Origin of the sequence: Burkholderia reimsis, assembly GCF_003294055.1 — a bacterium.
Taxonomy (GTDB): Bacteria; Pseudomonadota; Gammaproteobacteria; order Burkholderiales; family Burkholderiaceae; genus Burkholderia; species Burkholderia cepacia.
This window is the reverse complement of sequence record NZ_QMFZ01000002.1, coordinates 38,657-65,185: the sequence shown is the minus strand read 5'-3', so window position 1 is coordinate 65,185 and position 26,529 is coordinate 38,657. Positions and strand designations below refer to the sequence as shown.

The 26,529-nt window shown below is 66.8% G+C and carries 28 protein-coding genes and 1 pseudogene; 15 read left to right on the top strand and 14 right to left on the bottom strand.

From position 1 onward, the window contains the following. Positions 1-116: 116 nt before the first annotated feature. The 5 genes and pseudogenes from DPV79_RS03130 to DPV79_RS03110 form a co-directional block, all read right to left on the bottom strand. Positions 117-416, bottom strand: coding sequence for a hypothetical protein (locus tag DPV79_RS03130; RefSeq protein ID WP_113044762.1), 300 nt, complete (start codon positions 414-416; stop codon positions 117-119). Between the two features lie 123 nt (positions 417-539). Beyond that, complete coding sequence (locus DPV79_RS03125) at positions 540-1,718, bottom strand: chromate transporter (protein ID WP_113044761.1); 1,179 nt, start codon at positions 1,716-1,718, stop codon at positions 540-542. Continuing rightward, positions 1,715-2,692 (bottom strand): chromate resistance protein ChrB domain-containing protein, encoded by a 978-nt coding sequence (locus tag DPV79_RS03120; RefSeq protein ID WP_113044760.1) that lies wholly within the window; start codon positions 2,690-2,692, stop codon positions 1,715-1,717. The genes DPV79_RS03125 and DPV79_RS03120 overlap by 4 nt, the downstream gene beginning before the upstream one ends. A 236-nt stretch (positions 2,693-2,928) precedes the next feature. Beyond that, positions 2,929-3,156: pseudogene (locus DPV79_RS03115) on the bottom strand (hypothetical protein); the annotation flags it as partial. Between the two features lie 115 nt (positions 3,157-3,271). Next, complete coding sequence (locus tag DPV79_RS03110) at positions 3,272-3,877, bottom strand: TetR/AcrR family transcriptional regulator (RefSeq protein ID WP_113044759.1); 606 nt, start codon at positions 3,875-3,877, stop codon at positions 3,272-3,274. Between the two features lie 110 nt (positions 3,878-3,987). On the opposite strand from DPV79_RS03110, the gene DPV79_RS03105 reads away from it, so the two are divergent. Genes DPV79_RS03105 through DPV79_RS03095 form a run of 3 tightly spaced genes read left to right on the top strand, consistent with a single transcriptional unit; the run spans position 3,988 to position 6,904 of the window. Next, positions 3,988-5,043, top strand: a complete 1,056-nt coding sequence (locus tag DPV79_RS03105) for a sugar phosphate isomerase/epimerase family protein (protein WP_027790076.1) — start codon at positions 3,988-3,990, stop codon at positions 5,041-5,043. Positions 5,044-5,078: 35 nt separating this feature from the next. Continuing rightward, the gene (locus tag DPV79_RS03100; RefSeq protein WP_113044758.1) at positions 5,079-5,963 is read left to right on the top strand and encodes an alpha/beta fold hydrolase; all 885 of its coding nucleotides are present in this window, start codon (positions 5,079-5,081) and stop codon (positions 5,961-5,963) included. Between the two features lie 2 nt (positions 5,964-5,965). Continuing rightward, the gene (locus tag DPV79_RS03095; RefSeq protein ID WP_113044757.1) at positions 5,966-6,904 is read left to right on the top strand and encodes an alpha/beta hydrolase; all 939 of its coding nucleotides are present in this window, start codon (positions 5,966-5,968) and stop codon (positions 6,902-6,904) included. A 72-nt stretch (positions 6,905-6,976) separates the two neighbouring features. On the opposite strand, the gene DPV79_RS03090 is transcribed toward DPV79_RS03095, so the two are convergent. The 3 genes from DPV79_RS03090 to DPV79_RS03080 are packed head-to-tail and all read right to left on the bottom strand — an operon-like array spanning position 6,977 to position 9,446. Continuing rightward, on the bottom strand, positions 6,977-7,711 hold the full coding sequence (locus tag DPV79_RS03090; RefSeq protein WP_113044756.1) for a polysaccharide deacetylase family protein: 735 nt from the start codon (positions 7,709-7,711) through the stop codon (positions 6,977-6,979). Between the two features lie 23 nt (positions 7,712-7,734). Beyond that, positions 7,735-8,301, bottom strand: coding sequence for a hypothetical protein (locus DPV79_RS03085; RefSeq protein ID WP_226113248.1), 567 nt, complete (start codon positions 8,299-8,301; stop codon positions 7,735-7,737). Then, positions 8,301-9,446, bottom strand: a complete 1,146-nt coding sequence (locus DPV79_RS03080; RefSeq protein WP_113044755.1) for a glycosyltransferase — start codon at positions 9,444-9,446, stop codon at positions 8,301-8,303. The genes DPV79_RS03085 and DPV79_RS03080 overlap by 1 nt, the downstream gene beginning before the upstream one ends. 638 nt (positions 9,447-10,084) lie before the next feature. Between DPV79_RS03080 and DPV79_RS03075 the strand changes: the two genes are divergently transcribed. From DPV79_RS03075 to DPV79_RS03065, 5 genes are all read left to right on the top strand, one after another. Continuing rightward, complete coding sequence (locus DPV79_RS03075; RefSeq protein WP_048021285.1) at positions 10,085-11,389, top strand: dicarboxylate/amino acid:cation symporter; 1,305 nt, start codon at positions 10,085-10,087, stop codon at positions 11,387-11,389. Between the two features lie 88 nt (positions 11,390-11,477). Continuing rightward, positions 11,478-11,651, top strand: a complete 174-nt coding sequence (locus DPV79_RS42490) for a hypothetical protein (RefSeq protein ID WP_165843485.1) — start codon at positions 11,478-11,480, stop codon at positions 11,649-11,651. Between the two features lie 276 nt (positions 11,652-11,927). Next, on the top strand, positions 11,928-13,862 hold the full coding sequence (locus DPV79_RS03070; RefSeq protein ID WP_113044754.1) for an SMP-30/gluconolactonase/LRE family protein: 1,935 nt from the start codon (positions 11,928-11,930) through the stop codon (positions 13,860-13,862). A gap of 7 nt (positions 13,863-13,869) precedes the next feature. Next, complete coding sequence (locus DPV79_RS41940; protein ID WP_133295610.1) at positions 13,870-14,196, top strand: hypothetical protein; 327 nt, start codon at positions 13,870-13,872, stop codon at positions 14,194-14,196. 7 nt (positions 14,197-14,203) lie between these two features. Continuing rightward, positions 14,204-15,043, top strand: a complete 840-nt coding sequence (locus tag DPV79_RS03065; RefSeq protein ID WP_060057830.1) for a peptidylprolyl isomerase — start codon at positions 14,204-14,206, stop codon at positions 15,041-15,043. Positions 15,044-15,068: 25 nt separating this feature from the next. Here DPV79_RS03065 and DPV79_RS03060 read toward each other — a convergent pair whose 3' ends face one another. Both DPV79_RS03060 and DPV79_RS03055 read right to left on the bottom strand, forming a co-directional pair. Then, positions 15,069-15,506, bottom strand: coding sequence for a GNAT family N-acetyltransferase (locus DPV79_RS03060; RefSeq protein WP_059489793.1), 438 nt, complete (start codon positions 15,504-15,506; stop codon positions 15,069-15,071). A gap of 130 nt (positions 15,507-15,636) precedes the next feature. Next, on the bottom strand, positions 15,637-16,542 hold the full coding sequence (locus tag DPV79_RS03055; protein WP_165843484.1) for a LysR substrate-binding domain-containing protein: 906 nt from the start codon (positions 16,540-16,542) through the stop codon (positions 15,637-15,639). 175 nt (positions 16,543-16,717) lie between these two features. Here DPV79_RS03055 and DPV79_RS03050 point away from each other — a divergent pair, with 175 nt between their 5' ends. From DPV79_RS03050 to DPV79_RS03040, 3 genes are all read left to right on the top strand, one after another. Continuing rightward, positions 16,718-17,218 (top strand): lipocalin-like domain-containing protein, encoded by a 501-nt coding sequence (locus DPV79_RS03050; RefSeq protein WP_053076238.1) that lies wholly within the window; start codon positions 16,718-16,720, stop codon positions 17,216-17,218. 292 nt (positions 17,219-17,510) lie between these two features. Beyond that, positions 17,511-18,803, top strand: coding sequence for an MASE1 domain-containing protein (locus DPV79_RS03045; protein ID WP_059586476.1), 1,293 nt, complete (start codon positions 17,511-17,513; stop codon positions 18,801-18,803). A 13-nt stretch (positions 18,804-18,816) separates the two neighbouring features. After that, the gene (locus tag DPV79_RS03040; protein WP_059684860.1) at positions 18,817-19,632 is read left to right on the top strand and encodes an alpha/beta hydrolase; all 816 of its coding nucleotides are present in this window, start codon (positions 18,817-18,819) and stop codon (positions 19,630-19,632) included. Between the two features lie 7 nt (positions 19,633-19,639). Here the strand turns inward: DPV79_RS03040 and DPV79_RS03035 are convergent, their stop codons facing one another. Next, positions 19,640-20,662: a MerR family transcriptional regulator gene (locus tag DPV79_RS03035; protein WP_113044752.1), complete on the bottom strand. Its 1,023-nt coding sequence runs from the start codon at positions 20,660-20,662 to the stop codon at positions 19,640-19,642. Positions 20,663-20,888: 226 nt separating this feature from the next. On the opposite strand from DPV79_RS03035, the gene DPV79_RS03030 reads away from it, so the two are divergent. Next, positions 20,889-21,581, top strand: coding sequence for a hypothetical protein (locus tag DPV79_RS03030; protein WP_059676402.1), 693 nt, complete (start codon positions 20,889-20,891; stop codon positions 21,579-21,581). 34 nt (positions 21,582-21,615) lie between these two features. Here the strand turns inward: DPV79_RS03030 and DPV79_RS03025 are convergent, their stop codons facing one another. From DPV79_RS03025 to DPV79_RS03015, 3 genes are all read right to left on the bottom strand, one after another. Then, complete coding sequence (locus tag DPV79_RS03025) at positions 21,616-22,701, bottom strand: ATP-binding protein (RefSeq protein WP_113044751.1); 1,086 nt, start codon at positions 22,699-22,701, stop codon at positions 21,616-21,618. Positions 22,702-22,703: 2 nt separating this feature from the next. Then, the gene (locus tag DPV79_RS03020; protein ID WP_021158045.1) at positions 22,704-23,435 is read right to left on the bottom strand and encodes a response regulator; all 732 of its coding nucleotides are present in this window, start codon (positions 23,433-23,435) and stop codon (positions 22,704-22,706) included. 204 nt (positions 23,436-23,639) lie between these two features. Beyond that, positions 23,640-23,795, bottom strand: a complete 156-nt coding sequence (locus DPV79_RS03015) for a DUF3309 family protein (protein ID WP_021158044.1) — start codon at positions 23,793-23,795, stop codon at positions 23,640-23,642. A gap of 200 nt (positions 23,796-23,995) precedes the next feature. Between DPV79_RS03015 and DPV79_RS03010 the strand changes: the two genes are divergently transcribed. The 3 genes from DPV79_RS03010 to DPV79_RS03000 are packed head-to-tail and all read left to right on the top strand — an operon-like array spanning position 23,996 to position 26,529. Beyond that, positions 23,996-24,670 carry a histidine phosphatase family protein gene (locus DPV79_RS03010; protein WP_059684866.1) on the top strand — a complete coding sequence of 225 codons (675 nt, stop codon included), beginning with the start codon at positions 23,996-23,998 and terminating at the stop codon, positions 24,668-24,670. A gap of 19 nt (positions 24,671-24,689) precedes the next feature. Continuing rightward, entirely contained in the window at positions 24,690-25,721 is a 1,032-nt protein-coding gene (locus DPV79_RS03005; protein ID WP_113044750.1) for a phosphotransferase, read from the top strand. Between the two features lie 43 nt (positions 25,722-25,764). After that, entirely contained in the window at positions 25,765-26,529 is a 765-nt protein-coding gene (locus tag DPV79_RS03000; RefSeq protein ID WP_027790057.1) for an SDR family oxidoreductase, read from the top strand.

Genomic DNA, 26,529 nt, shown 5'->3' with positions numbered 1-26,529 from the left:
GGATGGCACTACGCAGTCGCGTGCACGCGTGGTTCATTGAAGGCCGAAGCCGGCCGGCAGCCGCAGCATCGTGGGCATGATGCGCGAACAAGGTACGGTGATTGGACGCGTCAAGGTCAGTCGTCGTCCTCTTCGTCGTCGCCGGCGGGGCGGCTGCTGATGAGCCGGCCGTCCTCAGTCAGGCTCAGGCGTTGCTCCTGGTCACCCTGCACGATGGTGACGACATAGCGTGCCTTGCCATTCTTCACACGCCGTTGAATCACGCCGACATTGCCGCCTTGCCGTTGACGCTCGATCATTGCTCTCACCGCCTCCGGCGCGTGCTCGAGCGCCACGATCTCGCCGGCCCCCTGATCGGGCGCAGTCTTGTCGCAACCGGGCAGCGCGACGGACAGCGCGATCGCCAGCGCAATCACGCAACACGTTCGCATCGCTTGCTCCTTGCACGGTCGCTCGCGTCGCCTTCTCGAACATGAGAACGACGATCGCATGGCAACGTCCTGGCCTGGTACGTCATGTTCGTTTCCCGGTGACGCGAGTCAGGGGTGGAGAAGCGGGAAAACCACGAGTCCGATGACGGCGGCCGCCGTCACGATCACCGGTTCCTGGAGCTTCTTGAAGCGCCACAGCAGCAGCACGGTCGTGACGGCGAGCAGTGCGGTCGGGACGTCGACGATCGATCGCTTCGCGATGACGAGGACGGAGCCCGTGATCGCGCCGACTGCCGCAGCCGTAATGCCGTCGACGAATGCCTTGACGCCTGGACGGTGCCCATACTTCTTCACGTAGGGCGCGGGAATGACCGTGAACAGGTAACACGGCAGGAATGTCCCGAGCGCGGCGACGCATGCGCCAGGCAGGCCCGCCACGAGGTACCCGATAAAGCCGACAGTGATCACGACCGGGCCGGGCGTGATCATCGCGACCGCGACGGCATCCACGAACTGCTTGTCGTTCAGCCAGTGATGTTCGGTAACGACGCCGCCATAGAGGAACGGCACGATCGCGAGTCCGGAGCCGAACACGAACGCGCCGGCCTTCATGAAGAACGCACCGATCTGGACGAGCTGCGGCAGGTCGATGCCACTCAGCAGCCCGCTGGCTGCCGGCAAGTTGGCGGCGGCAACCGCATTCAGCCCGCCCCGCTTCAGCCACCTAGGCGGCGCGCGCCACAGCCAGCCGATCAGGCCTGCGGCAACGAAAAGCCATGCGATTTCCGATTCCGTGACGAAGGTCACGGCAGCCAGCGTCAGGAAGATCGCCCAGAGGAGCTTGTCGTTGCCGACGGTCTTGGTCGTGAGCTTGTAAGCGCTCATCGCGATGATGCCGACCACCGCGGCGCCGACGCCGTAGAAGACGGCCTGCATCCACGACAGCCCGCCAAAATGCGCGTACGCGAACCCGAGCGCGAGCACCATCAGGAACGACGGCAGCACGAATGCGATACCGACGAGTGTCGCCCCGAGAAGGCGGTAGTGGACGAACCCGAGATAGATCGCGAGCTGGGCCGCCATCGGCCCCGGTGCGAGCTGGGCCAGCGTGAGCCCTTCCTTGTAGTCGGCCTCGGTTATCCAGCCGCGTCGCTCGACCAGATCGCGACGCATATAGCCTGCGAGCGCGACCGGTCCGCCGAAACCGAACGTGCCGAGACGCAGCATGTAGGCGACCAGTTCGCCAAGCGAGTAGGTCGGTTCGGTCGTGGCGATGGTCGTCGTCATGATCTGGCTGGGGTTTCGCTCTTGTAGTCCGACGTGAAGTGCGTATACAGGGAGTCGAGTACGGCGCCCATCTGCTCGAGCAACTGATCGTCGTTCTCCGTCCGTTGGCGCGTGCCGGCCATCACGGCTTCGAAGCCCACTGCCTCAGGCGCGGCGGGACCGCCCACGTCGAGCGCGTGCACGATCTCGCCGAGACGCATCAGTGCCGGGTCCTTGTCGAGTCCGAAGCTGGCCAGCAGAACTTCGAATGTCACGCGCTCGCCCACGTGCGTAAAAGTCGCGCCGTCGAAATCGAAGCCCAGCGCGTCAGCCAGGCAATCCGCCGGCGACGCGAGCCAGATGAAGCGCGCTTGCGCGTCGATGAACCGGCGGATCAGCCACGCACTGGCGACGCGATCGACCCACATCCGCTGCCGCGTCGCCCAGGCGCGGCCCTGGTACTCGCCGATCGCGAGCGGACGAATGACGCGGTCCGCGGCATGCGGCTCGCCCGGCGACAGCACCGTGTCGACCAGCGCACCGAAATCCTGCAGGGCGACTTCGGCGCGGGTGGCCGAATCACCCGGGAAATAGTCGATCGCCCGGATGGCGTCGAGATCCTTGCGCAGGCGACGCAACAGGCGAGCGAGCTCGGCGGCTGATTGCCCGTCAAGCGTCTTGCGCACGTCGGCGAGCGCGCGCGTGAAGGTTGCGTAATCGTCGGCCCGGTCGAACAGCGCCCGGAATTCCTGTTCCTGGGACCGGTCGAGACTCGGTGCGCGCAACAGGTGAGCTGCGCCGCCGCTCTCGGCAATCGCGCCCGCGAGTTCACGCAGCGTCTCTTCATGCGCTTCGGTGTGGGGCAGCAGGTAAACACCGTCGCGCAGCACCGCACAGCCTTTCGCCTTGAGCGCGCGCCAGAACCGCATGCGGGCCGTCGCGTTTTCCGTCGGAAGGGTCAGAACAAGCAGCGTCCATGTAGAAATGGATTTCATGTAGCGAATTCTACGTCTCGGTTATGTTTTCTACAAAAATTATTCGAGTGATCGCGTGTAGTCCCGCACGCCTTCCCGGCAGGTAGCCAGGGTGTGACAGGTATCCGCTCGCACGAGGCGCGCCAAGAAAGCGCCGCGCCTCGCTCGGGTGAGGGTGGGATGGGGGATCGCGTAATGCGGAACGAGGTAGACGACGCCCAGGTGCTGCAGCCCGGATTTCGGTCCGGCGGAACGATCTACGGCGTCATGACAAATGCCGGATGCATCCCCGCTTCATAGTGGCCCGGCTTGTTGCAGATCAGCGCGTCGTGGCCAGGCGTGAGCTTGAATGACATGCGCTTGCGCTTGCCGGGCGCGATATCTTCCACTTCCCCGATTGTTTTCAGGGTGTGCTCCATCCCCTGTCCTTTGCCGGCAGGGAGTGCATCGTCGGGGAAATCTGTCCTGAAGACGACGAGCTCGTGGTTCGTTGCGGCCATGCACCGGATTGTCGACGGGCGTCGCGTCGTCCGTCGAGTTGCTTGTCCGGTCGATCCGCCCGAGCTTGAAACGGCCGTCCTGTCGGTTGACTGCGCCGGGTTACGCGCCGTCACGCACAGCCGTCACGAGCGGCATCATCGCCGGCCCGATGGATGCGAGCAGGCGCTCTTTCGATACCCCGTCGCGGGATTGAACGGAAATGCCGTGCAACTGCGTCGCATAGAAATCGGCCAGCGCCTTGATGTCGGTGCCCCGCGCGAGCTGCCCCTGCTCGGCCGCGAGCTGCAAGCGTTCGGCGATCGATTGCGTGCGTGCGCGCCGATGGGCGGCCAGCCATTCCATGACACCTTCGTTTTCGGCCGAGTAGTTGGTCGCGGCGGACACCACCATGCAGCCGTGCGGCTGGCCGCGCCTGGTATAAGCGGCGACGGCATCGCGCAGCATCCGTTCGATGGCCGCGCGGACATCGGTTTCCTCGTCGAGCGCACGATCGGCGAAGCCGCCTTCGCCTTGCTCGTAGAGTGCCACGGCCTCGTGGAACAGGGCTTCCTTGCTGCCGAACGCGGCATAGATGCGCGCTGACGCGATGCCCATCGCTTCGACCAGGTCGGACATCGACGTGCCTTCGTAGCCGCGCCGCCAGAACGCAAGCATCGCGCGTTTCAGCGCCATGTCGCGATCAAATTCTCTCGGTCGTCCCGCCATATCCCTTTCGCCCGTCGTCACATCGTGCACGGATTTTATCGCGCACCGTGTTGACACGCGTCGCTCCCGCATTCTATTCTTTGTCGATCAACAAACAATTGGAATCGATCATGCGTACTCTCAAGGGCCCCAGTCTTCATCTCGCGCAGTTCGCCGACGATGCGGCGCCGTTCGACAGCCTGCCGAATATCGCGCAATGGGCGGCCGGCGTCGGCTTCAAGGCGCTGCAGATTCCCGCGTGGGACGGTCGGCTGTTCGACGTGGAGACCGCCGCGGACAGCCAGGCCTATTGCGATGACATGAAGGGCATGCTGGCCGAACATGGGCTGGAGATCAGCGAACTGACCACGCATATCTTCGGGCAGCTGGTTGCCGTGCATCCGGCTTACGACGCCATGTGCGACAACTTCGCGCCCGAGGCCGTGCGCGGCAACCCGGCCGCGCGCACCGCATGGGCGCTGGATCGGCTCGAGCTGGCGGCACGGGCTTCACGCCGCCTGGGGCTGACCGACATGGGCACCTTTTCGGGCTCGTTCGCGTGGCCTTACCTGTTTCCGTTCCCGCAGCGGCCCGCCGGCCTGATCGAGACGGCCTTCGACGAGCTGGCGCGTCGCTGGCGGCCGATTCTCGACGCCTGCGACGAAAACGGCGTCAACCTCTGCTATGAGATTCACCCCAGCGAAGACCTGCACGACGGCGTCAGTTTCGAGCGCTTCCATGCGCTGGTCGGCCAGCACGCGCGCTGCAAGATGCTGTTCGACCCCAGCCATTTCGTGCTGCAGCAACTGGACTATCTGGCGTACATCGATATCTACCGCGACCACATCCGCATGTTCCATGTGAAGGACGCGGAGTTCCTGCCTTCGGGGCGCCAGGGCATCTACGGCGGCTACAGTTCGTGGCTGGAGCGCGCCGGCCGTTTCCGTTCGCTTGGCGACGGCCAGGTCGACTTCAAGGCGATTTTTTCGAAATTTGCTCAGTATGACTACACAGGATGGGCCACCCTCGAATGGGAGTGCTGCCTGAAGAATCAGGAGGACGGCGCGCGCGAAGGCGTCGCGTTCATCAATGACCACATCATCCGGGTGACGGAGCGCATCTTCGACGACTTCGCCGGTGCCGCGGTCGATCAACGGCAAATCCACGACATGCTCGGCATCGCTTGAGCCGTTTCCCCCCCCCACTGCCAGGAATCATCGATATGTCCGCTCAACTTCAGTCGTCGTCTGCCGACGCTCAAAGCTTTGCTCACCAATACGTACGCGTCGACGGCCAGCGTATCCATTGCGTCATGGCCGGCGCCGGTACCCCGGTCCTGCTGATTCCGGGATGGCCGCAAACCTGGTACGCGTGGCGTCACGTGATGCAGGCGCTCGCCGCGCGCGGCTTCATGGCCGTCGCGGTCGATCCGCCAGGTACCGGCTATTCCGATCGGCCGCATTCGGGTTACGACACGGGGCACACGGCGGCGACGTTGCATCGCGTGATGGCGCAGCTCGGCTTCGATGTTTACCAGGTGGCCGGCCACGACGTCGGCATGTGGGTGGCCTATGCGCTGGCGAGCGACCGGCCCGACGCCGTGAAGTCGCTGGCGCTCACGGAGGCGGTGATCCCCGGGCTGGCGCCCGCGCCGTCGATCTTCGCCCCGCCGGAAGAAAACATCTTCCTGTGGCATTTCATGTTCAACCAGCTGGCCGACCTGCCCGAGACGCTGATTGCGGGCCGCGAGCGGGCGTATCTGGAGTTCATGTTCAACCGCTGGTCGTTCCGGCGCGATTGTGTGGCCGTCGATGTGTATATCGATGCCTATGCGGCACCGGGCGGCTTGCGCGGCGGCTTCTCCTATTACCGTGCGATTCCGGAGACGATCCGGCAGAACCAGGCGCGGGCGCAGCGCAAGCTGACGATGCCGGTGCTCGCCATCGGTGCCGAACATGCCACCGGCGATGCGCCGCTGGTTACGATGCGCGACAACACGACCGATCTGCAGGGCGCGGTGGTCCCGGCTTGCGGCCACTTCATCATGGAAGAGGCACCCGACGCATTCATCGGCCATCTGCTGCCTTTCCTGGAGCGGAGCCGCTGAACATGCCGATCGACACCGACATCGCGTCACTGCTGGAGCGACTGGCCATGACCGAGGCGCCTGCGTCGCTGGACGCGTTGCGACGGGCGACCGATACGACACTGCGGGGCTGGCATGGACCGCTGGAAGCGGTCGACCATACGGAAACCTTCGCGGTGCCCACGCGCGACGGGCAGCAGATTCGCGTGCGGGCTTATTGGCCATCGGTCGCTTCGGAAAGCGCGGCACGCCGGCCGGCGCTCGTTTATGCGCACGGCGGCGGGTGGTGCCTCGGCACGCTCGAGCTATACGACAATCCATGCCGCGCGCTGGCCAACGCGACGCAATGCGTCGTGCTGTCGGTCGATTACCGGCTTGCGCCGGAGCACCGGTTTCCGGTGCCGCTGGAGGATTTCTGCGATGCGCTGGACTGGGTGGTGCGCGAGGCGGCCGGCCTGGGACTGGACCCGGCGCGCATCGCCGTCGGCGGCGACAGTGCGGGAGGAAACCTTGCGGCGGCTGCGTGTCTGGTCGCACGTGAGCGGGGCGGCCCGTCGATCGCGCATCAGCTGTTGCTGTATCCGCCGCTGGATGCGTCGATGAGCACGACGTCCTATCGGACTTTCGGGCAGGGCTACTACCTGACGCAAGATGTCATGCGGTATTGCTTCGACATGTACCTGACCGATCCGGCCGACGGCGGGTCACCCTGCGTGTCGCCGCTGCAGGCGGCTTCGCTCGAGGGCTTGCCACCGGCCACGTTGCTGGCCTGCGAGTACGATCCGGTGCGCGACGACGCGCACGCGTATGCGGAGCGATTGCGGGAGGCCGGCGTGGCGGCCGATTTCGTCGTGCTGCCGGGGATGATCCATGCGTGCATCCATATGGCCGGCGTGACGTCGGCAGCCCGCCAGGTGTTCGACGTGGCCGGCGCGCGGATGCGCAGGGCTTTCCAGCGGTGAGCGTATGGCCGAAGGGGGCGGTGCGAGCTGCGTGGAGGGTTGTAGGGTTCGGCGGCAGTCGACCAGCGCGAGCTACCCGCGCCTCCGAACCCGCGCCTTCACACACTTGAACCAAAGCCGCATCGCACCAACCCCGCCCGCCACCGGAACGCGCGGCAACAGGAACGCATCGTCGGACGCCCCGGCGCAACCGCGCCGGGTCGTCGTCGCGTTGCGGTAGCCGGCGGCGGCGACCTGGTCGCGCACGCGCGGGTCGAGATCGCCGTACGGGTAGCAGAACGATTCGACAGGCTGGCCGCTCAATGCTTCGAGCCGCCGCTTCGATTCGATGATCTGAACCGCCGACACGTGGGCCGGCACGTGCGACAGCGCGACGTGATCGAGCGTGTGCGAGCCGATTTCGTGGCCGCGATCGCGCCATGCGAGCATGTCCGCGCACGTCATGAGTGGCGAGCGTGCCGTATCGGCGCCTGCATCCCAGTCGTTCTCGCCGCCGAACCGGCCGGCGACGAAGTAGCAGGTCGCGGTGAAGCCGAGCTCGTTCAGAACGGGCATCGCATGCGTGAGGACGTTGAGAAAGCCGTCGTCGAACGAGATGCCGAAGACCTTCCCGCTGCGCTCGCCGCGCAGGTACGGCTGCAGTTCGCGCACGCTCAGGCCGCGGTAGCCGAGCCGCCTGAACAGCGTCATCTGGCGGCGGAACGCGTCGGGGGCGACGCTCAGGCTGCGCAGCCGGTCGGACGGCGGCGGCAGCGTGCGGATCTGGTGATACATCAGGATCGGGTAGCGCGTGGCGGACAGCAGCATGAGCGGGTCGCGGGAACGGGGAATTACGCGGCCTTGCGGAAAATCCGCAGCGTCTTGAAGTCGCCGACTTCGGTGAAATCGGCATTCGCCGCCCATTGCTCGATGATCGGCTCGGCCTTCCGGTACGCCGACGAGCCCTTGTAGAACAGCAGGTGGCCGTCGCGCGCGGTATGGCGGGCGAACAGGTCGAGCACTTCGGCGTCGGTCTTCGCGCCGTAGCGGCTGTTCGTTTCGTCGCGGAATTCGCACAGATGGAACAGCGTGACGACGTCGAACGCCGGCAGCAGGTCCGTATTGCTCGTATAGATGTCGCCGAAATAGGCCAGGTAGGTCTTGCTCACCTCCGGTTGCCGCGTGACGAGATCGACGTACGACTTGTATTCCTTCGGCGACGCCGTCACGCCGAAGACGGTGTTGTTCAGGTGCGGCCGGGCGCATTCCACGCCGACGTGGTGGTGGCCGCCGGTGCCGAAGTGATAGATGCGGATGCCGTTGAGACGAGCGGATTCCAGCCATTCGACGAAGTGCACGTCGCACGGGCACTCCTGCGTGCGCAGGTCCCAGTACTTCTTCCAGATGTTCATTGCCATTAAACGGACCTCATGGATGTCACCCAACGATAGGGGTTGTGTCGAATCGATTTCTGATAGACGGACAACGTCGCATCGACGAACCGGTCGAACGAGAACTCGCGCTTGCCCTTCAGCTGCGCGCTGCGTCCCATCGCCCGCACGCACGCGGGCTCGCGCACGATCGCGCGCAGGATGGCCTCGATCGCCTCGGGCTCGTGCGGCGGGACGACCCAGCCGTCCACGCCCGGCTCGACGTTCTCGGGCAGCCCGCCCACGCGCGTCACGATCGCGGGGCAGCCGAGCGACATCGCCTCGCGGCACGCATACGACAGGCTCTCGTGATACGACAGCACGAACGACACGTCGATGATCGAGAACGGCGCGCGCACATCGTCGAGGCGCCCGGTGAAGGCGGTGCGTGACGCCATGTGGTGCCGCTCGATCTGCTCGCGTTGCTCGCCGGACGGTTCAGCGCCGACCAGCAGCACGCGAAACCGCTCGCGCTCGTGTTCGGGCAGGCGGCCCAGCGCCGCGATCAGGTCCATCCAGCCTTTCTCCGGCGCGGTGCCGGCGCTGCTGCCCAGCACGATCGCGTCCGCGCCGGACGGCCCGAACAGCGCGATCTTGCGGCGGCGGATTTCGTCGCCGGCCAGCTGTTCCGCGGCCTGCCGGCGCACGCCGTGCTTGACGACCGTGACGTTGCCGTACGGCGACCGGAGCGCGAGCATGCTCGCCACGTAGTCGCTGACCGCGATGGTGTGGTCGGTTGCCAGCCGGGCGCGCAGCACGTTGCCGAAGCTGTCGGCGCGATAGGTGTTGTGCTTGGTGAGCACGACCGCGGGCCGATACCGGCAGCCGAGCAGCGCGAGCATCACCTGCCGGTGATCGGCGGACCCGTTGACGTGGATGATGTCGAAGCGCTCGGCGCGGATCCGCTGGCGCAGCCGGACGATTTCCTGGCACAGCCGGTTCCAGCGCGGCTTGAATTCCATGTCGAAGATCGCCACGTCGGGACTGTCCTTCAGCAGTCGCGACAGGCGGCTCCCTTCCGGCGACGCGACGGTCACGCGATGGTGTCGGCTCATCGCGGCGGCGAGGTCGCGGACGTAGGTGTCCTGGCCGCCGCCGTAGTCGCCGTGGAAGTTGGTATACAGAATGTTCATCACGATGCTGCCTTTCCTCGATCATTCATTTGGCAGGACTGCTGAGAAAATGAATGCCTCAACGTGTTGAAAGCAATGACTCGAACCCGGTTCCGCATTGCCGATGCGTGATTGCGCACCGATTCCCGGAAGGGGGTACCGCGAAACGTTTCGAAATATTACAGACGCATTACGTGCCGTAGTGTCGAGGTCTGCGCATCTTTGTGAGGATGTGTCGCGATCGATTGCAGTGTCGTCACATCGTGCGATGCCGCGGTGGGGGGAGGGGGAATTCCGGCGCGAACGGTGGTGTGGCCCGGTTACCTTCGCCGACCGGGCCGGAAAAACAGGCCGGAAGCGGGCAGGAAGCGGGCCAGAAGCGGGCCAGAAGCGGGCCAGAAGCAGGCAGGAAGCGATCAGGAAGCGGGCAGGATCGCGACAAAACCCGATTTTTCGACGACATCCGGACGCAAATCAACCCGGCTGACTTTCAGATTTGAAAGCCGGGGGGCCATTTGCGTTAGAATGCCCCCCCTGTCCGCCATGGCGACCGCCGAAGGCGGACTCGTCGCACCCAGAGAGACGTGGGTTTCGATTCGTAGCCGGGCGCGAAAGTTAGCCAGCCGTTAGCAACATACGCTTTGTGATTTGGATTACTAATGAAGAAGAAGCACAACATCACCAAGTACATCGTTGTCGCGATGATTCTTGGTATCGCCGTGGGTTACGCCTGCCATAGCGCCTTTCCCGACCCGGCCATGGCGAAGGAAGTCGCCGGGTACGTGTCGTTGCTGTCCGACGTGTTCCTGCGCCTGATCAAGATGATCATCGCGCCGCTGGTATTTGCGACGCTGACCGTCGGCATCGCGCAGATGGGCGACGGCAGCGCGGTAGGCCGTGTCGGCGTCAAGGCGTTCGGCTGGTTCTTCATCGCTTCGTTTACGTCGCTGCTGCTCGGCCTGCTGACCGCAACGATCCTGCAACCGGGCAGCCACCTGAGCCTGCCGCTGCCGGCATCCGATGCAGCCCTCAACCTGAAGACGGGCGCCTTCACGCTGAAGGATTTCGTGGTCCACCTGGTGCCGAAGTCGATCGCGGAAGCGATGGCGAACAACGAAATCCTGCAGATCGTCGTCTTCTCGATCTTCTTCGGCACCGCGCTGTCGGCGCTCGGCGAATCGGGCAAGCGCCTGACCGGCGTGATCGACGATCTCGCGCAGGTGATGCTGAAGGTCACGGGCGCCGTGATGTGGTTCGCGCCGGTCGCGGTGTTCGCGGCGCTGGCGTCGACGATCACCACCCAGGGGCTCGGCATCCTGCTCACGTTCGCGAAGTTCATGGCGAGCTTCTACCTGGCACTGGCGCTGCTGTGGGGCGTGCTGACGCTCGCCGGCGTGACGTTCCTCGGCAAGCGCGCGTTCACGCTGATCCGGCTGATCCGCGAGCCGTTCCTGCTGTCGTTCGCGACGGCGAGTTCCGAGGCCGCCTATCCGAAGCTGCTGGATGCGCTCGACCGCTTCGGCGTGAACCGCAAGATCTCGAGCTTCGTGCTGCCGATCGGCTATTCGTTCAACCTCGACGGCTCGATGATGTACTGCACGTTCGCGGTGCTGTTCATCGCGCAGGTGTACGGCATCCATCTGCCGCTGGGCACGCAGATCACGATGCTGCTGATGCTGATGGTCACGTCGAAGGGGATGGCGGGCGTGCCGCGCGCGTCGCTGGTCGTGATCGCGGCGACGCTCAACCAGTTCAACATGCCCGAAGCCGGGTTGCTGCTGATCATGGGCGTCGACATGTTCCTCGACATGGGGCGCTCGGCCACCAACGCCGTCGGCAACTCGATCGCGGCTGCCGTGGTCGCGAAGTGGGAAGGGCAGCTCGACGCTCCGCGCGACGACAACGATCCGGACAACGGACGCGTGATGAAGGTGAAGGTGCCGGAGACTTCGGCATCGGCTTGACGCGAGGCAGTGCGGCAGTGCGGCAGCGCGGCGTTAGTGGCGCGTTGCCTGCCCCGCGATAACGGACGATCGCCGGCCTGGATTCGCAATGGATTCAGGCCGGCGATTTGCCGGGTGCAATGAATCCGCGTTGAATGCGGCGGTTTTTCCCGATTCTCCGAAACAGGCACTCGCCGTTTCAATCGATCGTCGCAGAACCGGCGGCGATATTCCCGCAGGCGCGAGCCTGAATTTCCCGATCCCCGATTCGACGCGCAAGTGACCATTCACTGTCGCGCGGTCATGCGTGCCGCCGGCACGCAGGGGCGCCACGGGCGACGCCGTCGAAGCCGCTTCCGCGAAAAGCGCAATGGCGCACGATCCGCAATTTTTTTCGATTTATATAACGCTATTCTCGCGCTGCGCATGATTGAACGCATGCCGTACGTAATACCGACTGCGCCGGATGCTTCAGCGGAAGAATTGACGTATTGCGGTTTTCAAGCCGTCCGGCCGGCCCTTCATGTGAATGTTCGCACCATTCAGGAGTGCATCCGTCATGGTCGCCAGACAACGGTTTCAGGCCGCGCTGCTCGCCGCGGCGATCGCCGCGATTACCCCGCCCGTTCACGCACGCAACACCACCGACTGGCTGGCGAACACGTACGGCACGCTCGCGGCCCACGTCGGCAACGTCGCGCGTGCGATGTGGGTCGCGCCTGAAGGCGTGATCTATACGGCGTCGATGTGGGACGAGGACGAAGGCGGTGTCGCGATTTACCAGAACGGCAAGAGCGTCGGCTCGATCGGCACGCACTCGGAGTTCCAGGGCAGCGCGATCACGGGCAACGCGACCTCGCTGTTCGTCGCGCTGCAGCCCGGCAAGACTTACGGCAGCGGCGCGGTGGGGCGCTACAACCGCGCGACGAAGTATCGCGACCGCGTGATCCAGGTCAGCGCGGCCACCAACCAGCCGCGCATCGACGTCGTCACCGGGCTCGCGACCGCCGGCTCGCTGCTTTATGCAAGCGACTTCTACGGCAATCGCGTGCGCGTGTTCACCACCGACGGCGTGTGGCAGCGGGATATCGGCGTATCGGAGCCGGGCGCGCTCGCGCTGGACGCGGCGGGCAACGTGTGGGTGGCGCAGAAGCGCGCAGGCTCGATCGTCGGCTTCAGCCCGGCCGGTGCGCTGCTGAACACGATCCGGATGCCGTCCGGGTCGCAGCCGTCGGCGCTGTATTTCGATGCGGCGGCCGGGCAACTTCTGGTGGGCGACGAAGGCCCGGACCAGAACATCAAGCGCTATACGGTGTCGGGCCGGCCCGCGCTGGCCGGCACCTTCGGCGTGCGCGGCGGCTATCTCGACACGACGACGGGCATCAAGGGGCAGGTCGGTGCGCAGCGCTTCACGCGCATCGTCGGGATCGGCAAGGACACCGGCGGCAATCTCTACGTGCTCAACAATCCATGGGGCGGCAGCTGGGATCTCGGCCGCAACGGCGCGACCGACATTCATGCGTACAGCAGCACCGGCAGCCTGCGGTGGACGCTGCAGTCGCTGAACTTCGAAGGCATCGCCGCGCCGGACCCGGTCACGGACGGTGCGCTGTTCTACGGCGGCACGCACGTGTACGGCGGCAGCGCGGGCGGCAGGTTCATCGCGAACACGGTCGATCCGTTCACGTACCCGGCCGATCCGCGCATCGACATGAACGACACGCAGCGCGACGAGCATTTCGGCCTGCTCACGTCGGTGGGCGCGAACCGGATTCTCGTCGCGGCCGGCCAGAATCCGCCGGTCTTCTACTTCTTCCACTTCAACGCGGCGAACGGTTATGTCGCGATTCCGGACGGCGCGATCCCGGGCCCCGCGTTCAACACGACGCGGCGCGTGACGGGCGGCTTCAGCATCGACAGCAAGGGCGGCGTGTGGGCCGGTCTCGACAAGACCGGCGCGATTACCCACTACCCGCTGACCGGCTTCGATGCGAGCGGCAAGCCGTCGTGGGGGCCGGGTGTCGCGACCCGCGTGCCCGACAGCATCCAGCCGCTCACGCGCATCGTCTATCTCGCGGACAGCGACACGATGGTGCTCGCGCAAGGCGCGATTGGGACCAACGACTGGACGTCGATCGGCACGCGCATCGAGGTGTATCACGGCTGGAGCGCGGGCAACACGACGAAGCCGGACCCGGTGATCACGCTGCCGCACAGCGGCGCGAAATCGATCGACGCGGTGGGCAACCATCTGTTCGTCGGCTACTGGTTCAGCAGCAGCGGGCCGCTGTGGCCGAACGTCGACGCGTTCAACCTGACGACCGGCAATCTCGACACGACGCTGGTCAACGCGAGCCCCGCGACCGTGGATACCAGCAGCGCGATCGATGCGATGTACAGCATTCGCGCCTATCGCCGCTCGAACGGCGAGTACGTGGTGATGAAGAACAACGTGAAAGGCAACAGCATCACCGTGTACCGGTGGACGCCTTGATGAACGCGTGGTCGCCTCGACCGGCGGCCGGGCTCGCGAACGCCTCATCGTATTCGTCGCGATTTCGCGGGATTTCCACCGCGCATCCACGCAATTTCCACATCACGCGTTCGTCATGAGCGGCGTGCGCAACGCGCGCCTCACCGCCCGCCGGGCGGCCGTTCCAAACCTCACGACGCGGAAAAGCGGTTCCGGGCACAATGACAGCGGCACCGGCAGGCACTGCGCGTGCCCACGACGAAGAACCGGATCGACTGATGGGTTGCGCCGGCGCATTGCAGCGCCGGTGAACTCGCGCGGCATGCCCCATGCCGCGTTTTTTATGCCGAAGTGACGAAACGATGAAGATGAAAACGACACCGAACCGCCTGTTTCTGATCGCCGCACTGGCCGGCGCGATGAGCGGCCCAGTCCACGCAGAGACGCCGGCGGCCGCCGCGACCGTTGCGACGGTCAACGGCACGCCGATCACGCAGGCCGACGTCGACACGTTGCTGCGCGCGTCCGGGCAACCCGACTCGCCGCAGGTCCGCCAGGCGATCAAGAATCAGCTGATTACGCGCGTGCTGGTCCAGCAGGCCGCCGAGAAGGCGAACTATGCCGACAAGCCCGAGGTCAAGGCGGCGGTGCAGCAGGCGAAGGCGAATGCCGAAGTGCAGCTTTACCTGCGCGACAACGTGAAGCCCGAGCCGGTGACCGACGAGCAGGTCAAGGCGCGCTACGACGAGCTCGTGGCGTCGCTCGGCAAGAACGAGTACAAGCCGCGCCTGATCGTCGTCCAGGATCCGGTGACGGCCGCGACGGTGCTGAGCGAGCTGAAGGCGGGCAAGTCGTTCGACGGGCTGGCGCGCCAGTACAGCATCGCGCCGAGCCGCGACAGCGGCGGCGAGTTGCCGTGGGTGAGCTTCCACACGCCGGCGGCGGAAGGCAAGACGTCCGGCTTGCCGCTGCCGGTCGCGCAGGCGCTCGAGAAACTGACGGTCGGCGCCGCGACGAAGGATTCGATCCCGGTCGACGGCGTGCGGGCGATCGTGAAGCTGGATGCGAAACGGCCGACGCAGGTGCCGGGTTTCGCGACCGCGAAGCCGGCGCTGCAGCAGCAACTGCAGGCGGCCGCCGTGGAGAAGGCGAGCGCGCAGATGATCGGCAACCTGCTGAAGGACGCGAAGATCACGCAGTAACGCGGCGGCGTCGAAACGCCGCGCGTCACGCGCGCCAGATCATGCTCGCGCTCGTGTCGGTTGCCGACTCGACGCGAAAGCCGAGCCGTTCGTAGAGCCGCCGCGCCGGGTTGCCGTGCAGCACGCTGAGCGATACCGGCACGTGCGCGCGCGCCGCGTCGGCCAGCAACGCGTTCAGCACGGCTTCGCCGATGCCCCGGCCCTGGTGATCGGGGAGGATCTGGATCTGGTGAACGTGCCACTCGTCGGCGGCGCGTGTCACCTTCAGCAAGCCGATGGCGTCGTCGACGTCGCAGACGATCATCGCATCGTCGAAGTTCGCGCGAATGCGCCGGTCGTGCGCTTCGTCGTCGGTGGGCGCGCCGACGCGCTGCAGGTGCACGGTCATCGTGAGCCGACGCAGGGTCAGCAGGAACGGCAGGTCGGCGGCGCATGCCGGACGCAGGCGGATTGCGGGTGTCATCGTGCGGACTCGTACGTTCGTTCGGGACGGGAGCGCCGACGGGAAGGTCGCACCCCGCAGCGCATCATCCGCGATGGCGGGAAGCCGGTCAAAGGGCGCAACGCCGAATCCGGCGCGCATGCGTGGCCGATCATCCGGCGCGCCGGCCCGAGTGCGGGTGCACATCGGCGAGATTGGCGATCAGCGTGTCGATCACGACGCGCTTCAGGCTCACGAGCGCCGAAGGCGCATCGCTTGCGCCCGCATGAAGGCACACGTCGACGGACGGCAGCGGCGGCAGGCCGTCGCGCTCGCCGAGCTGCCGCAGCGCCGGCGGCACACCCACCATCGTTCTCGAGGTAATGCCCAGGCCGCCGGCGACGCCGGCCCACAGGCTTTGCAGGCTGCCGGTCGTGTACGCGAGCCGCCACGGGATGCCGGCCTTGTCGAGCGCGTCGGTGCCCGCCTTGCGGAACAGGCACGGCGGCTTGTACAGCGCAAGATCGAGCGGTGCGCCGGCACGCGTACGCACGTCGATGCCTTGCGGCCCGATCCACGCCATCGGCAGCGTGACCAGGTGTTCGGCGTCGGCGCGATGTCCGCGCCCCATCGCGAGCACGATGTCGAGTTCGCCGCCATCGAGCCGGTCGAGCAACGCGCCGTTGCCGTCGACGACGATGTCGACGCGCACGCCCGGATGCGTGCGCTTGAACCGGCCGAGCGCGACGGGCAGCCACGATTCGGCGAAATCGCCCGGCAGCCCGAATCGCACGGCGCCGTCGACTGCCGCGCCGCGGATCGCGCCGATCGCCTCGTCGTTCAGTTCGAGGATGCGGCGCGCATAGGACAGCATCAGCTCGCCGGCTTCGGTCGGCACGAGGCCGCGCCCCTGGCGGCGAAACAGCGGCTGGCCGATCTGCGTTTCGAGCTTGCGCATCTGCTGGCTGACCGCCGACTGCGAGCGGCCGATCCGGTCGGCGGCGCGGTTGAGGCTGCCGAGCCGATCCGCGGCAATCAGCGTGCGCAGCGCATCCATGTCGAGATTCGGAAGCGTCATGATTCGGTTTTTCTTATAAGTCGATTTCGAATTATCGTATTTATTGCACATTCCCGTCGCTACCATCAAGTGAACCGGTCGTTTCGGTTCACGGGGATGCGCGCGATACGCGGCTGGATACGCGGCTGCGGATGTCCGTGAGGTTGCTCCCTCTTCTTTCCGACAAGGACATTGAATGAAAATCGGCTCGATATTCCGCCAAGGCTTTCCCGGCATGCTGCTGGCCGCGTCGATGATTCCCGGTGACGCATCGGCCGCGCCGTCGCTCGCGGGGACGTGGACGCTGGTCGCGGCGGACGTCCAACATCCCGACGGCACGATCGGCCGCGACTACGGTGCCGATCCGGCGGGCTTGCTGATGATCGACGCGCACGGGAACTATTCGCTGCAGATCTTCAAGTCGGAACGCCCGCGTTTCGCGTCGAACGACAAGGCGACCGGCACGCCGGAGGAATTCCGTGACGCCGTGCTCGGCTCGAGTACCCACTACGGCACGCTGAGCGTCGATCCCGCGAACCACACGCTGGCGTTTCACATCAGCAATGCGTCGTATCCGAACTGGGCCGGGCAAACGCAGACGCGAACCTATCAGTTGAAGGACGGCGAGCTGAGCTACCGCGTTCCGCCGCGTGCCAACGGCGACATTCCGATCTCGGTGTGGCGGCGAAAGGAGTGAACCGGGAGGCCGTTCGATCCGTGACGCATGCGGCCGTGAGGCCGTGATCGCGGCCGTTCCGGCACGCGCCGCGTAGCCGGCGCCACACGCCGTTTCCGTTGGCCCGCGCAAGCCGCCGCCGGCCCGGCGAGCCGGATCGGAGGCCGCGGCTTCTCGTGCCTCCCCCACCGGTATTCCTCCGTTTGCCCTGTCCGCATATCATGCGCACATCGCGCACCTGCCGGCCGCAGGCGCCGCCGCTTCCGACGCGGCGGTGCGTCTGCCTGCACGGCGCAGCACACAGGGATTCTCGATGGACACCAAACGATCGCGGCCGGGCCTCGTCGCCGCGCTGCTCTGGGCGGCGCTGTATCTCGCGACCGGCTATATCTCGCACGAGTTCAACGGCCCCGTCCGGCTGACGGGCTACATCTGGCTGCCGGCCGGCGTGACGGTCGGCGCGTTCATGCTGCGGCCGATGCGCGAATGGCTGACGCTGGCCGGCGCGTTCCTGGCCGGGCAACTCGCGCTGACCGGCATCGAACACGGCAGCCTGGTCAACGCGGTGCTGTTCACGGTCGACGAGGTCGGCGCCGCCGCGCTCGCGGTGTGGCTCGTCCAGCGCGTGCGGTTCTCGCTCGAAGGGCTGTATTTCCTGCGCTCGGTGATCCTCGCCGGCCTGATCGCGGGCGTGATCGGCGCGATCGGCGGCGCGGCGTGGTACACGGCGGTCAAGGGCGCGCCGTTCCTCGACGTGTGGTCGGTGTGGGCCGCGTCCGATTTCGTCGGCGTGCTGCTGGTCACGCCGGTGCTCGCGTCATGGTCGCGCTTTCGCGCGCACCGCTCGGGCGACCACGAGCGCTTCGACCTGGTACTCGGCATCGTCGCGTTCGCGCTGCTCGTGATCGGCGCGCTGGTGATCTTCGACGGCGACACGTCGAAGAAATTCGGCACGGGCGCCGGCTTTGCGCTGACGTATATCCCGCTGTTCCTGACCGTCGCGGTGACGCTGCTGCTCGGCGGCCGCGCGGGTTCGTCGTCGGTGCTGGTGCTCGCGCTGATCGTGATCGAGCAGACCGCGCAGGGCGACGGCCCGTTCGCGTCGTTCCATGAGCACTACGGCAGTTCGCTGCTCGAGGCGCAGCTTTACCTGGCGGTCGCGTCGCTGCTGGTGCTGACGGTGAGCACGCTGAAGACGACGCGCGAGCGCGTGCACGAGCATGCGGCGGTCCTGCAGAACAACATGGAGCTCGCGCTCGCGAGCGCCGGCCAGATCGCGTACGTGCTCGATCCGGAATCGGGGCGGATCGAGTGGAGCGGCGACGTCGAGCGCGTGTTCGGTGTCGGCGTCGACGCGGCGCAGATCGCGAGCGTGTCGCTCGTGCTCGAACGTGTGCAGCCGGGCGACCGCGATGCGTTGAGCGACTACTGGAACGCGGAGATCGCCGGCGAGGATCGTGCGTCGCTGTCGCTGCGTATCGTGCAGCGCGACGGCGGCACGCGGACGATCACCGATCACGGCGCGCCGTTGCTCGACTCGAATGTCGACGTGACGGTGGTGGCAGGGGTCTGGCAGCTCGAGCGCGTGTGGCCGGCGGACGAATGAGCGGGGACGCGTCATGACGGGCCGCACGGGCGTCCTGCTGATTCACGGGCTCGGCGGCACGCAATACGATCTCGGTTCGCTGCACAAGGCGGTGCGGCGCGCGGGCGGCGAACCGCACATGATCACGCTGCCGGGGCACGGCACGCGCCCCGAGGATCTGGTCGGCGTGCGCGCGGAGGCATGGCTCGACGCGGTGACCGAGCAGTATCGCGCGCTGGAGAACGAGTACGACACCGTGCATGTCGCGGGCATGTGCATGGGCGCGCTGGTCGCGCTGCTGCTGTGCCATCGCGTGCAGCATGCGCGTGGCCGGCTCGCGCTGCTGGCCACGCCGGTGTTCATCGACGGCTGGTCGACGCCCTGGTACCGGGCGTTGCGGCACGTGCTGTATCGCGTGCCGGGTGTCGCGGAGCGGATGCGCGTCGAGGAAGGCGATCCGTTCGGCATCAAGAACGCGACGATCCGCGCAATCGTGAAGAAGAAGTTCGAGCGCGAGGACAGTTTCCACTATGCGTGGGTGCCGCTCGCGTGCGTGCGCCAGGTCGACCGGATGCGCGACTGGGCGCTCGAGGCGGCCGCCGGCACGCCGTGCGCGACGCTCGTGCTGCATGCGCGCGAGGACGAGCTGACGAGCCTGCGCTCGGCCGATTTCCTGCTCGCGAAAATGCCCGACGCGCGCGGGATCGTGCTGGAGAACAGCTACCACATGATCTGCGCGGACAACGATCGCGACGACGTCGCGCGCCACGTGCTCGAATTCTTCGGGTTCGATCCGGTGCATGCGGTCAGCCCGGCGATGGCGCGCAGGATGGGGCGGATGGCGCCGTGACGAACGCTTACGCCGCTTCCGGGGGATGCGCGATCCGCGCCCGGATCTCGGGCGACGCAAGACACGTGGCAACCGCTTCGTAGCCGGGTGAGCCCGGGTAAGGCGCCACGCGCGAAGGCGGACTGTGATTGGCCGGGCACAGGATGATCGCTTCATGCGGGCCGACCGCCGACAGGTCGAGGATCGCCGACGAACGCGTCAGCAGGAACAGCGGCCGCATCCCGGCGGCGGCCTGTTCGCGCAGACGGGCAATCAGTGCCTGTTGCGTGGGGCGATCGAGATCCTGTTCGATCATGTCGACGACCCGTGTGCGCGGACCTTCGGCTTCGAGGGCGACGAGCAGCGCGGTCAGCGCCGCCGACGGCGTCGCGCCCCGGGCGACGAGCGCTGCCGATGCACGGTCGACGCGCGACTTCAACGCAGGATCGGTGCGCAGCACGTCGCGCGCCGCCGCACCGTCGTGTTCCAGCCGGTCGAGGCCGACGAACGCGGCGCCGGGCAGTGCGTCGGCGAGCCGGAGCGCCAGCCGCGTCTTGCCGCTGCCGAGCGGGCCGATGATGTAGTTCAGCGGCCGGATATCGCGACACTCGAACCACTCGCCGCCCCACGGCCACGGCAGGCTGAATGCCACGCCGGCTCTGCTGTCGTCGACGAGCCGGGCCAGTTCGCCGTCGGCCGGCATCCGGCCGCGCGCGAGGCCGGCGCGGATTGCGTGTACGCGATCGACCTTGCGCACGAGATCCTGAATGCCGTGATCCAGCGCCGCTTCGTGAGCGGCCAGTGCGTCGTCCAGGCTGCGCGCGTCGCCGTCGAGCACGCTCGCCACCTGCGCGAGACCGAGGCCGAGTGCGCGCAGCGCGGCGATGTCGGCCGCGCGGGCGAGATCGTCCGGGCCGTACGCACGGTACCCGGCCGGCGTGCGTTCCGGCGTGACGAGGCCGTGCCGCTCGTACAGCCGCAGCGCCTTGATCGAGACGCCGAGCCGCGCGGCGGCGGCCGACGCGTTCAAACGGGGCGGGGACGTGCTCATCCGTCACTCTCCTTGCTGTCGATTCGTTGCGCCCAGCATAAAGGCGATCCCAAGGGCCGGGTCAAGCGAGCGTGCGTGTGCGATACACACGATGTGTCGGTCGACCGGGAACCGGAGGCCGGCGGCGGCGCCTTTCTCGCCGCGCCGCGCATCTGGGAGAATGCGGCTGCGGCCGTGCCGATTCACGGCCGGCGCCGACACGGCGCAGGATCCGACAGGTGGGAAATTGACCGACAACGAAGAACTTTCGCTCCACCAGGAGAGCCGCTTCTGGCAGCTTGCGCCGGTGAAATGGTGGATTCGCGGGCATGGCCGCGACGGCTATTCGTTCCGGCTGCTGCTGTGGCCGCCGGTGATCGTGTTCGTGCTCGAATTCCTCTGCATGATCTTCGATGCGCTGTACACCAGCATCGGCATCAGCGCGGTCGCGACGCTGTTCCTCGGTTTCGCCGGATACCATGGCGCGTTGCGCGAATGGCTGGTGCCGTCCGCGACCACGCGCGCGCTCGTGAAGGCACGCATGAAGAAGGCGGCCGAGCGGTTCTCGTCGCTCGGTGTGGGCGCGACCGTGCTCGCGATCTTCGTCGCCGCGACGTCGCTGTCGCTCGTGATGTCGGGGCAGGCGGTGCTGGACAGCGTATCGAAGGATGCCGTGTCGATCTTCATCGCGCTGGTGTTCCTGCCGGTGTACGTGTCCGGCGCGGTGCGCAAGCTGGCGATCGCGCGGATCGAGGAACTGGAGGCGCTGCGCAACGCGACCGTCGGCACCCGCCTGAAATTCGACCGGGCCGGCGCGGTGCGCGCGGTCGTCGTGCAGGGCGCGGCCGGGAAAGGGACGGTGTCCGTGCTGGAGTACACGGTGCTCGGGTTCAACCCGCCGCTCGAACAGGTCGGGCGCGAACCGCACGTGGCGCGGTAAAGGCGGGCGTCAGGTCAGACGTAAAGGCGGTGTCTCAGGCCGGAAAGCGCGCGTGTTCCGGCGCCGGCGTGAGGTTGTCGGGCCACTGCACTTCGAACAGCGTGCCGCCCGTGCGGCTCGGCATGCAGACAGCTTCGCCATGATGCGCATGGGCGATCGCCGCGACGACGGCGAGCCCGAGGCCGCTGCCGCCCGGCTGCGTATCGTCGGCGCGCCGGAAGGCCTTGAACACGTGCGGCGCGAAATCGGCCGGGATGCCGGGGCCGTCGTCTCCGACGCGCAACCGGCACATCCCTTGTTCGATGCGCGTCTCGATGCGGATCGCGCCGGGCACCGCATGGCGGCGCGCGTTTTCCAGCAGCGCCAGCAGCGCCTGGCGGATGCGCACCGGGTCGCAGCACATGCGCCGCGTGTCGAGATCGAGCACCGGATGCTGGCCGGCGGCCCGCAGCGCCGGCTCGAACGTGTCGACCACGGCACGCGCTTCCGACGCGAGATCGGCGTCGCGGATCTCGATGCTCAGGTGGCCGCTGTCCGCGAGGCTGACCACGCGCAGATCCTCGATCAGCCGCGTCAGCCCCTCGACCTGCGCGAGCAGGCTGCGGAACTGCGCTTCGTCGGGCTTGAACACGCCTTCGGCGAGCCCCTGCAGGCGCCCGCGCAGCACCGTGACGGGCGTGCGCAGCTCGTGCGCGATCGCCGCGTTCCAGATCGCCTGCTCGTTGGTCACGCGCTGCAGCTCGCTGGCGAGCGCGTTGAAGTTGTCGGCGAGCAGCGCGGCTTCGTGCAGCGAGCGGTCGCCCGCGACGGCGCGCGCGTCGAGATCGCCGCGCGCGACGCGGCGAATGCTGTCCGTGACCGAGTTCAGCGGCACGAGGATGCGGCGCGCGAGATTGACCGCGACCGCGACCGACAGCGCTAGGCCGACCGACGTGGTCGAGACCAGCCACACCCATTCCGGCGCGGTCGGCAGCAGGTTCTTCGTGTCGAAATGTGCAGGCCAGTAATTGAACGCGAAGTAGTAGAAGACGTACGCGGTGAGCACCATCAGCAGTGTCACGCCGAACGCCATCCCCGCCATGGTCAGCGCGATCTGCCGGCTCAGGCCCTCGAGCTTCATGCTCAGCTCCAGAGCTTGTAGCCGACGCCGCGCACGCTGACCGGCACGCCCTGCACGCCGAGGTCGTCCAGCTTCTTGCGCAGCTTGCTGACGTGGCTGTCCACCGTGCGTTCCAGCGCGTCGCCTTCCGGCAGGCAGGTGGCCATCAGCTCGGCGCGGCTGAACACGCGCCGCGGCGCGCGCGCGAGTTGCGCGAGCAGCTTGAATTCGGTGAGCGTCAGGACGAGCGTGTGCCGTTCGCTGCCCACTTCGAGCGTGGCTTCGTGGTGTTCGAGATCGATCTCGAACGGCGCGACCCGCAGCACGCGCTGTTCTTCCTGGCGCGCGCCGGCCATCGAGCGGCGCAGCACCGCCTGCGCGCGCGCCACGACTTCGGCGGGATTGAACGGCTTCACCACGTAGTCGTCGGCGCCGATGCGCAGGCCGGTGAGCTTGTCGATGTCCTGGTCGAGCGCGGTCAGCATGATGACGGGCGTGTCGCCGCGATGACGGATTTCGGCGAGCACCTTCCAGCCGTCGACGTGCGGCATCTGCACGTCGAGCAGCACGAGGTCGGGCTTGAGCTGCAGGTGCAGCTCCAGTGCGCGGCGACCGTCGGCGGCGTGCACGGTACGCAGCCCGCCGCGCGCGAGATAGGCGGTCAGGATCTCGGCGATCTCGGGTTCGTCTTCGGCGATGAGGACGAGCGCCTGGGCGTTCTGGCCGGCGCCGGGCGATGAAGAAGATTCGGGCATGGCCACTCGTTCAGATCCATCAGGGGGTTCCGTCAGGTCGCCATACTACCGCACGGCCGGCGCAATCGAACGGAGGCGGGGGGACAGCGCGGCGCGACGCGATTCGCGCCTGGCCGACGGATGTCCCGCCCTTGCCTGCGTTTGTAAAGAAGCTACGGCGCCGGCATCCAGCGACGCGTGCGGGTCCGGCACGCGTCGTCGGACTCAGATGTGACCCAGCAGCACGAGTATCACGACGATGACGACGATCAACCCGACCGAGCCCGACGGCCAGTAGCCCCAGCTTCGGCTGTGCGGCCACGCCGGAAATGCCCCGATGAGCAGCAGAATCAGAATGATGATGAGGATCGTACCGAGCATCGCACCCCTCCTGACGTCGTGAATGGACGGTGCCTCTCGCCGCAATTCGCGTGCCGCGGCGAGGGCGGGCGAAAGCCGGCGCAAGCGCACGGTTGGCATGCCTGGAATTCACCCGATGAATACCCGCCGATTCAGAAAATAAAGTTTGAAAATGCATCCCCGCCCCCTATGCTGAATCCTTCTGATCTGGCGGGCAGGCGATGGCTGAACTTTTTCTGGTACGGCACGGGCAGGCGTCCTTCGGCACGGACGACTACGACCGGCTTTCCCCGGCGGGCGAGCAGCAGGGCGTCTGGCTCGGCGAATACTTTGCGCAGCAAGGCCTGGCGTTCGACCGCGTGATCTGCGGCACGATGAACCGCCACGCGCAGACGGTCGACGCGATCCTGCGCGGGATGGGCCGCGAGGGCGCGGAGATCGACCGCCATCCCGGCCTGAACGAATACGACTTCCACGGCCTGTTCGCCGCCGCCGCGCACGACTACCCGGACATCGCCCGCCTCGCGGCCGGCTCGATGAAGGAGCATTTCCGCGCGCTGCGGCAGGTGCTGCAGCTCTGGTCGGAAGACAAGCTCGGCGATTCGGCCCCCGAGACCTGGTCGCACTTCCAGCAGCGCGTGGCCGATGCCCGCGCAGCCATCCGCCACGGCGGCGGCCAGCGCGTGCTGACGGTGAGCTCCGGCGGCCCGATCGCGGTCACCGTGCAGCAGGTGCTGGCCGCCCCGCCGTCGAGCGCGATCGCGCTGAACCTGCAGATCCGCAACAGCAGCCTTTCGCAGTTTTTCTTCAACGCCGATGCATTCCACCTCGCGTCGTTCAACGGCATCCCGCATCTGGAGGATCCCGAACGACACGCGCTGCGAACCTACGGCTGACCCACGAACGATCGCGACGATGACGAACCCTACCCAGCAACTCGACGTAGCCCGCCTCACGCGCTATCTGGAAGCGCACGTGCCGGGCTTCGAAGGCCCGGTCGACACGGAGAAGTTTGCCGGCGGCCAGTCGAATCCGACTTTCCTGCTGCATGCGAAGAGCGGCCGCTACGTGCTGCGCCGCCAGCCGCCGGGCGAACTGCTGAAATCCGCGCACGCGGTCGACCGCGAATTCCGCGTGCTGAGCGCGCTGTCGGGCACCGCGGTGCCGGTCGCGCATCCGTATCACCTCTGCGAAGACCGCGACGTGATCGGCAGCCTGTTCTACGTGATGAGCTTCGAGGACGGCCGGATCTTCTGGGATCCCGCGCTGCCGGAGCTGCCGAAGGCCGATCGCGCGGTGTGCTACGACGCGTTGCTGCAGACGATGGCCGCGTTGCACGACGTCGATGTCGACGCGGTGGGCCTCGCCGACTACGGCCGCCCCGGCAACTACTTCGAACGCCAGATCGGCGTCTGGACGAAGCAGTACCGCGCGGCGGAAACGGAGCGCCTCGACGCGATGGAGACGCTGATCGACTGGCTGCCGAAGGCGTGCCCGGCCGACACGGGCCGGCCGACGCTGGTGCATGGCGATTTCCGGATCGACAACCTGATGTTCGCGCGCGACAGCTATCGCGTGCAGGCCGTGCTCGACTGGGAACTGTCGACGCTCGGCAACCCGCTCGCCGATCTCGCGTACTTCTGCATGTGCCTGCGGCTGCCGTCGGGCGGGCAGGTGCGCGGGCTCGCGGGCCAGGATCGCGCGGAACTCGGCATTCCCGACGAAGCGGCGATCGTTGCGCGCTATTGCGAGCTGCGCGGCATCGAGCCGATCAGCGACTGGCATTTCTACCTCGCATTCAGTTTCTTCCGGCTCGCGGCGATCGCGCAGGGCGTGAAGGCGCGCGCGCTGCAGGGCAACGCATCGAGCGAGCAGGCGCTGCGCGTCGGCGCGATGGCCGGGCGTCTCGCCGAGATGGCCGTCGGCGTGATCGACGCGCATCGCTGACATCGCCGGGCACGACACCACATCAATGGAGGAGCACAGCAACATGGCAACGAATCTGTTCGACCTGACGGGCAAGATCGCACTGGTGACGGGCGCGAGCCGCGGCATCGGCGAGGAAATCGCGAAACTGCTCGCGGAGCAGGGCGCGCACGTGATCGTGTCGAGCCGCAAGCTCGACGACTGCCAGGCCGTGGCCGACGCGATCGTCGCGGCGGGCGGCCGCGCCGAGGCACTGGCCTGCCACGTCGGGCGCCTGGAAGACATCGCCGCGACGTTCGAGCATATCCGCGGCAAGCACGGGCGGCTCGACATCCTCGTGAACAACGCGGCCGCGAACCCGTATTTCGGGCACATCCTCGATACCGATCTCGCCGCTTACGACAAGACGGTCGACGTGAACATCCGCGGCTACTTCTTCATGTCGGTCGAGGCCGGCAAGCTGATGAAGGAACACGGCGGCGGCGCGATCGTCAACACGGCGTCGGTGAATGCGCTGCAGCCGGGCGACCGGCAGGGCATCTACTCGATCACGAAGGCGGCCGTCGTCAACATGACGAAGGCGTTCGCGAAGGAATGCGGGCCGTTCGGCATCCGCGTGAACGCGCTGCTGCCGGGGCTCACGAAGACGAAGTTCGCGGGCGCGCTGTTCGCCGACAAGGACATCTACGAGACCTGGAAGGCGAAGATCCCGCTGCGCCGCCACGCGGAACCGCGCGAAATGGCCGGTACCGTGCTGTACCTCGTGTCGGACGCGGCGAGCTACACGAACGGCGAATGCATCGTCGTCGACGGCGGCCTGACCATCTGA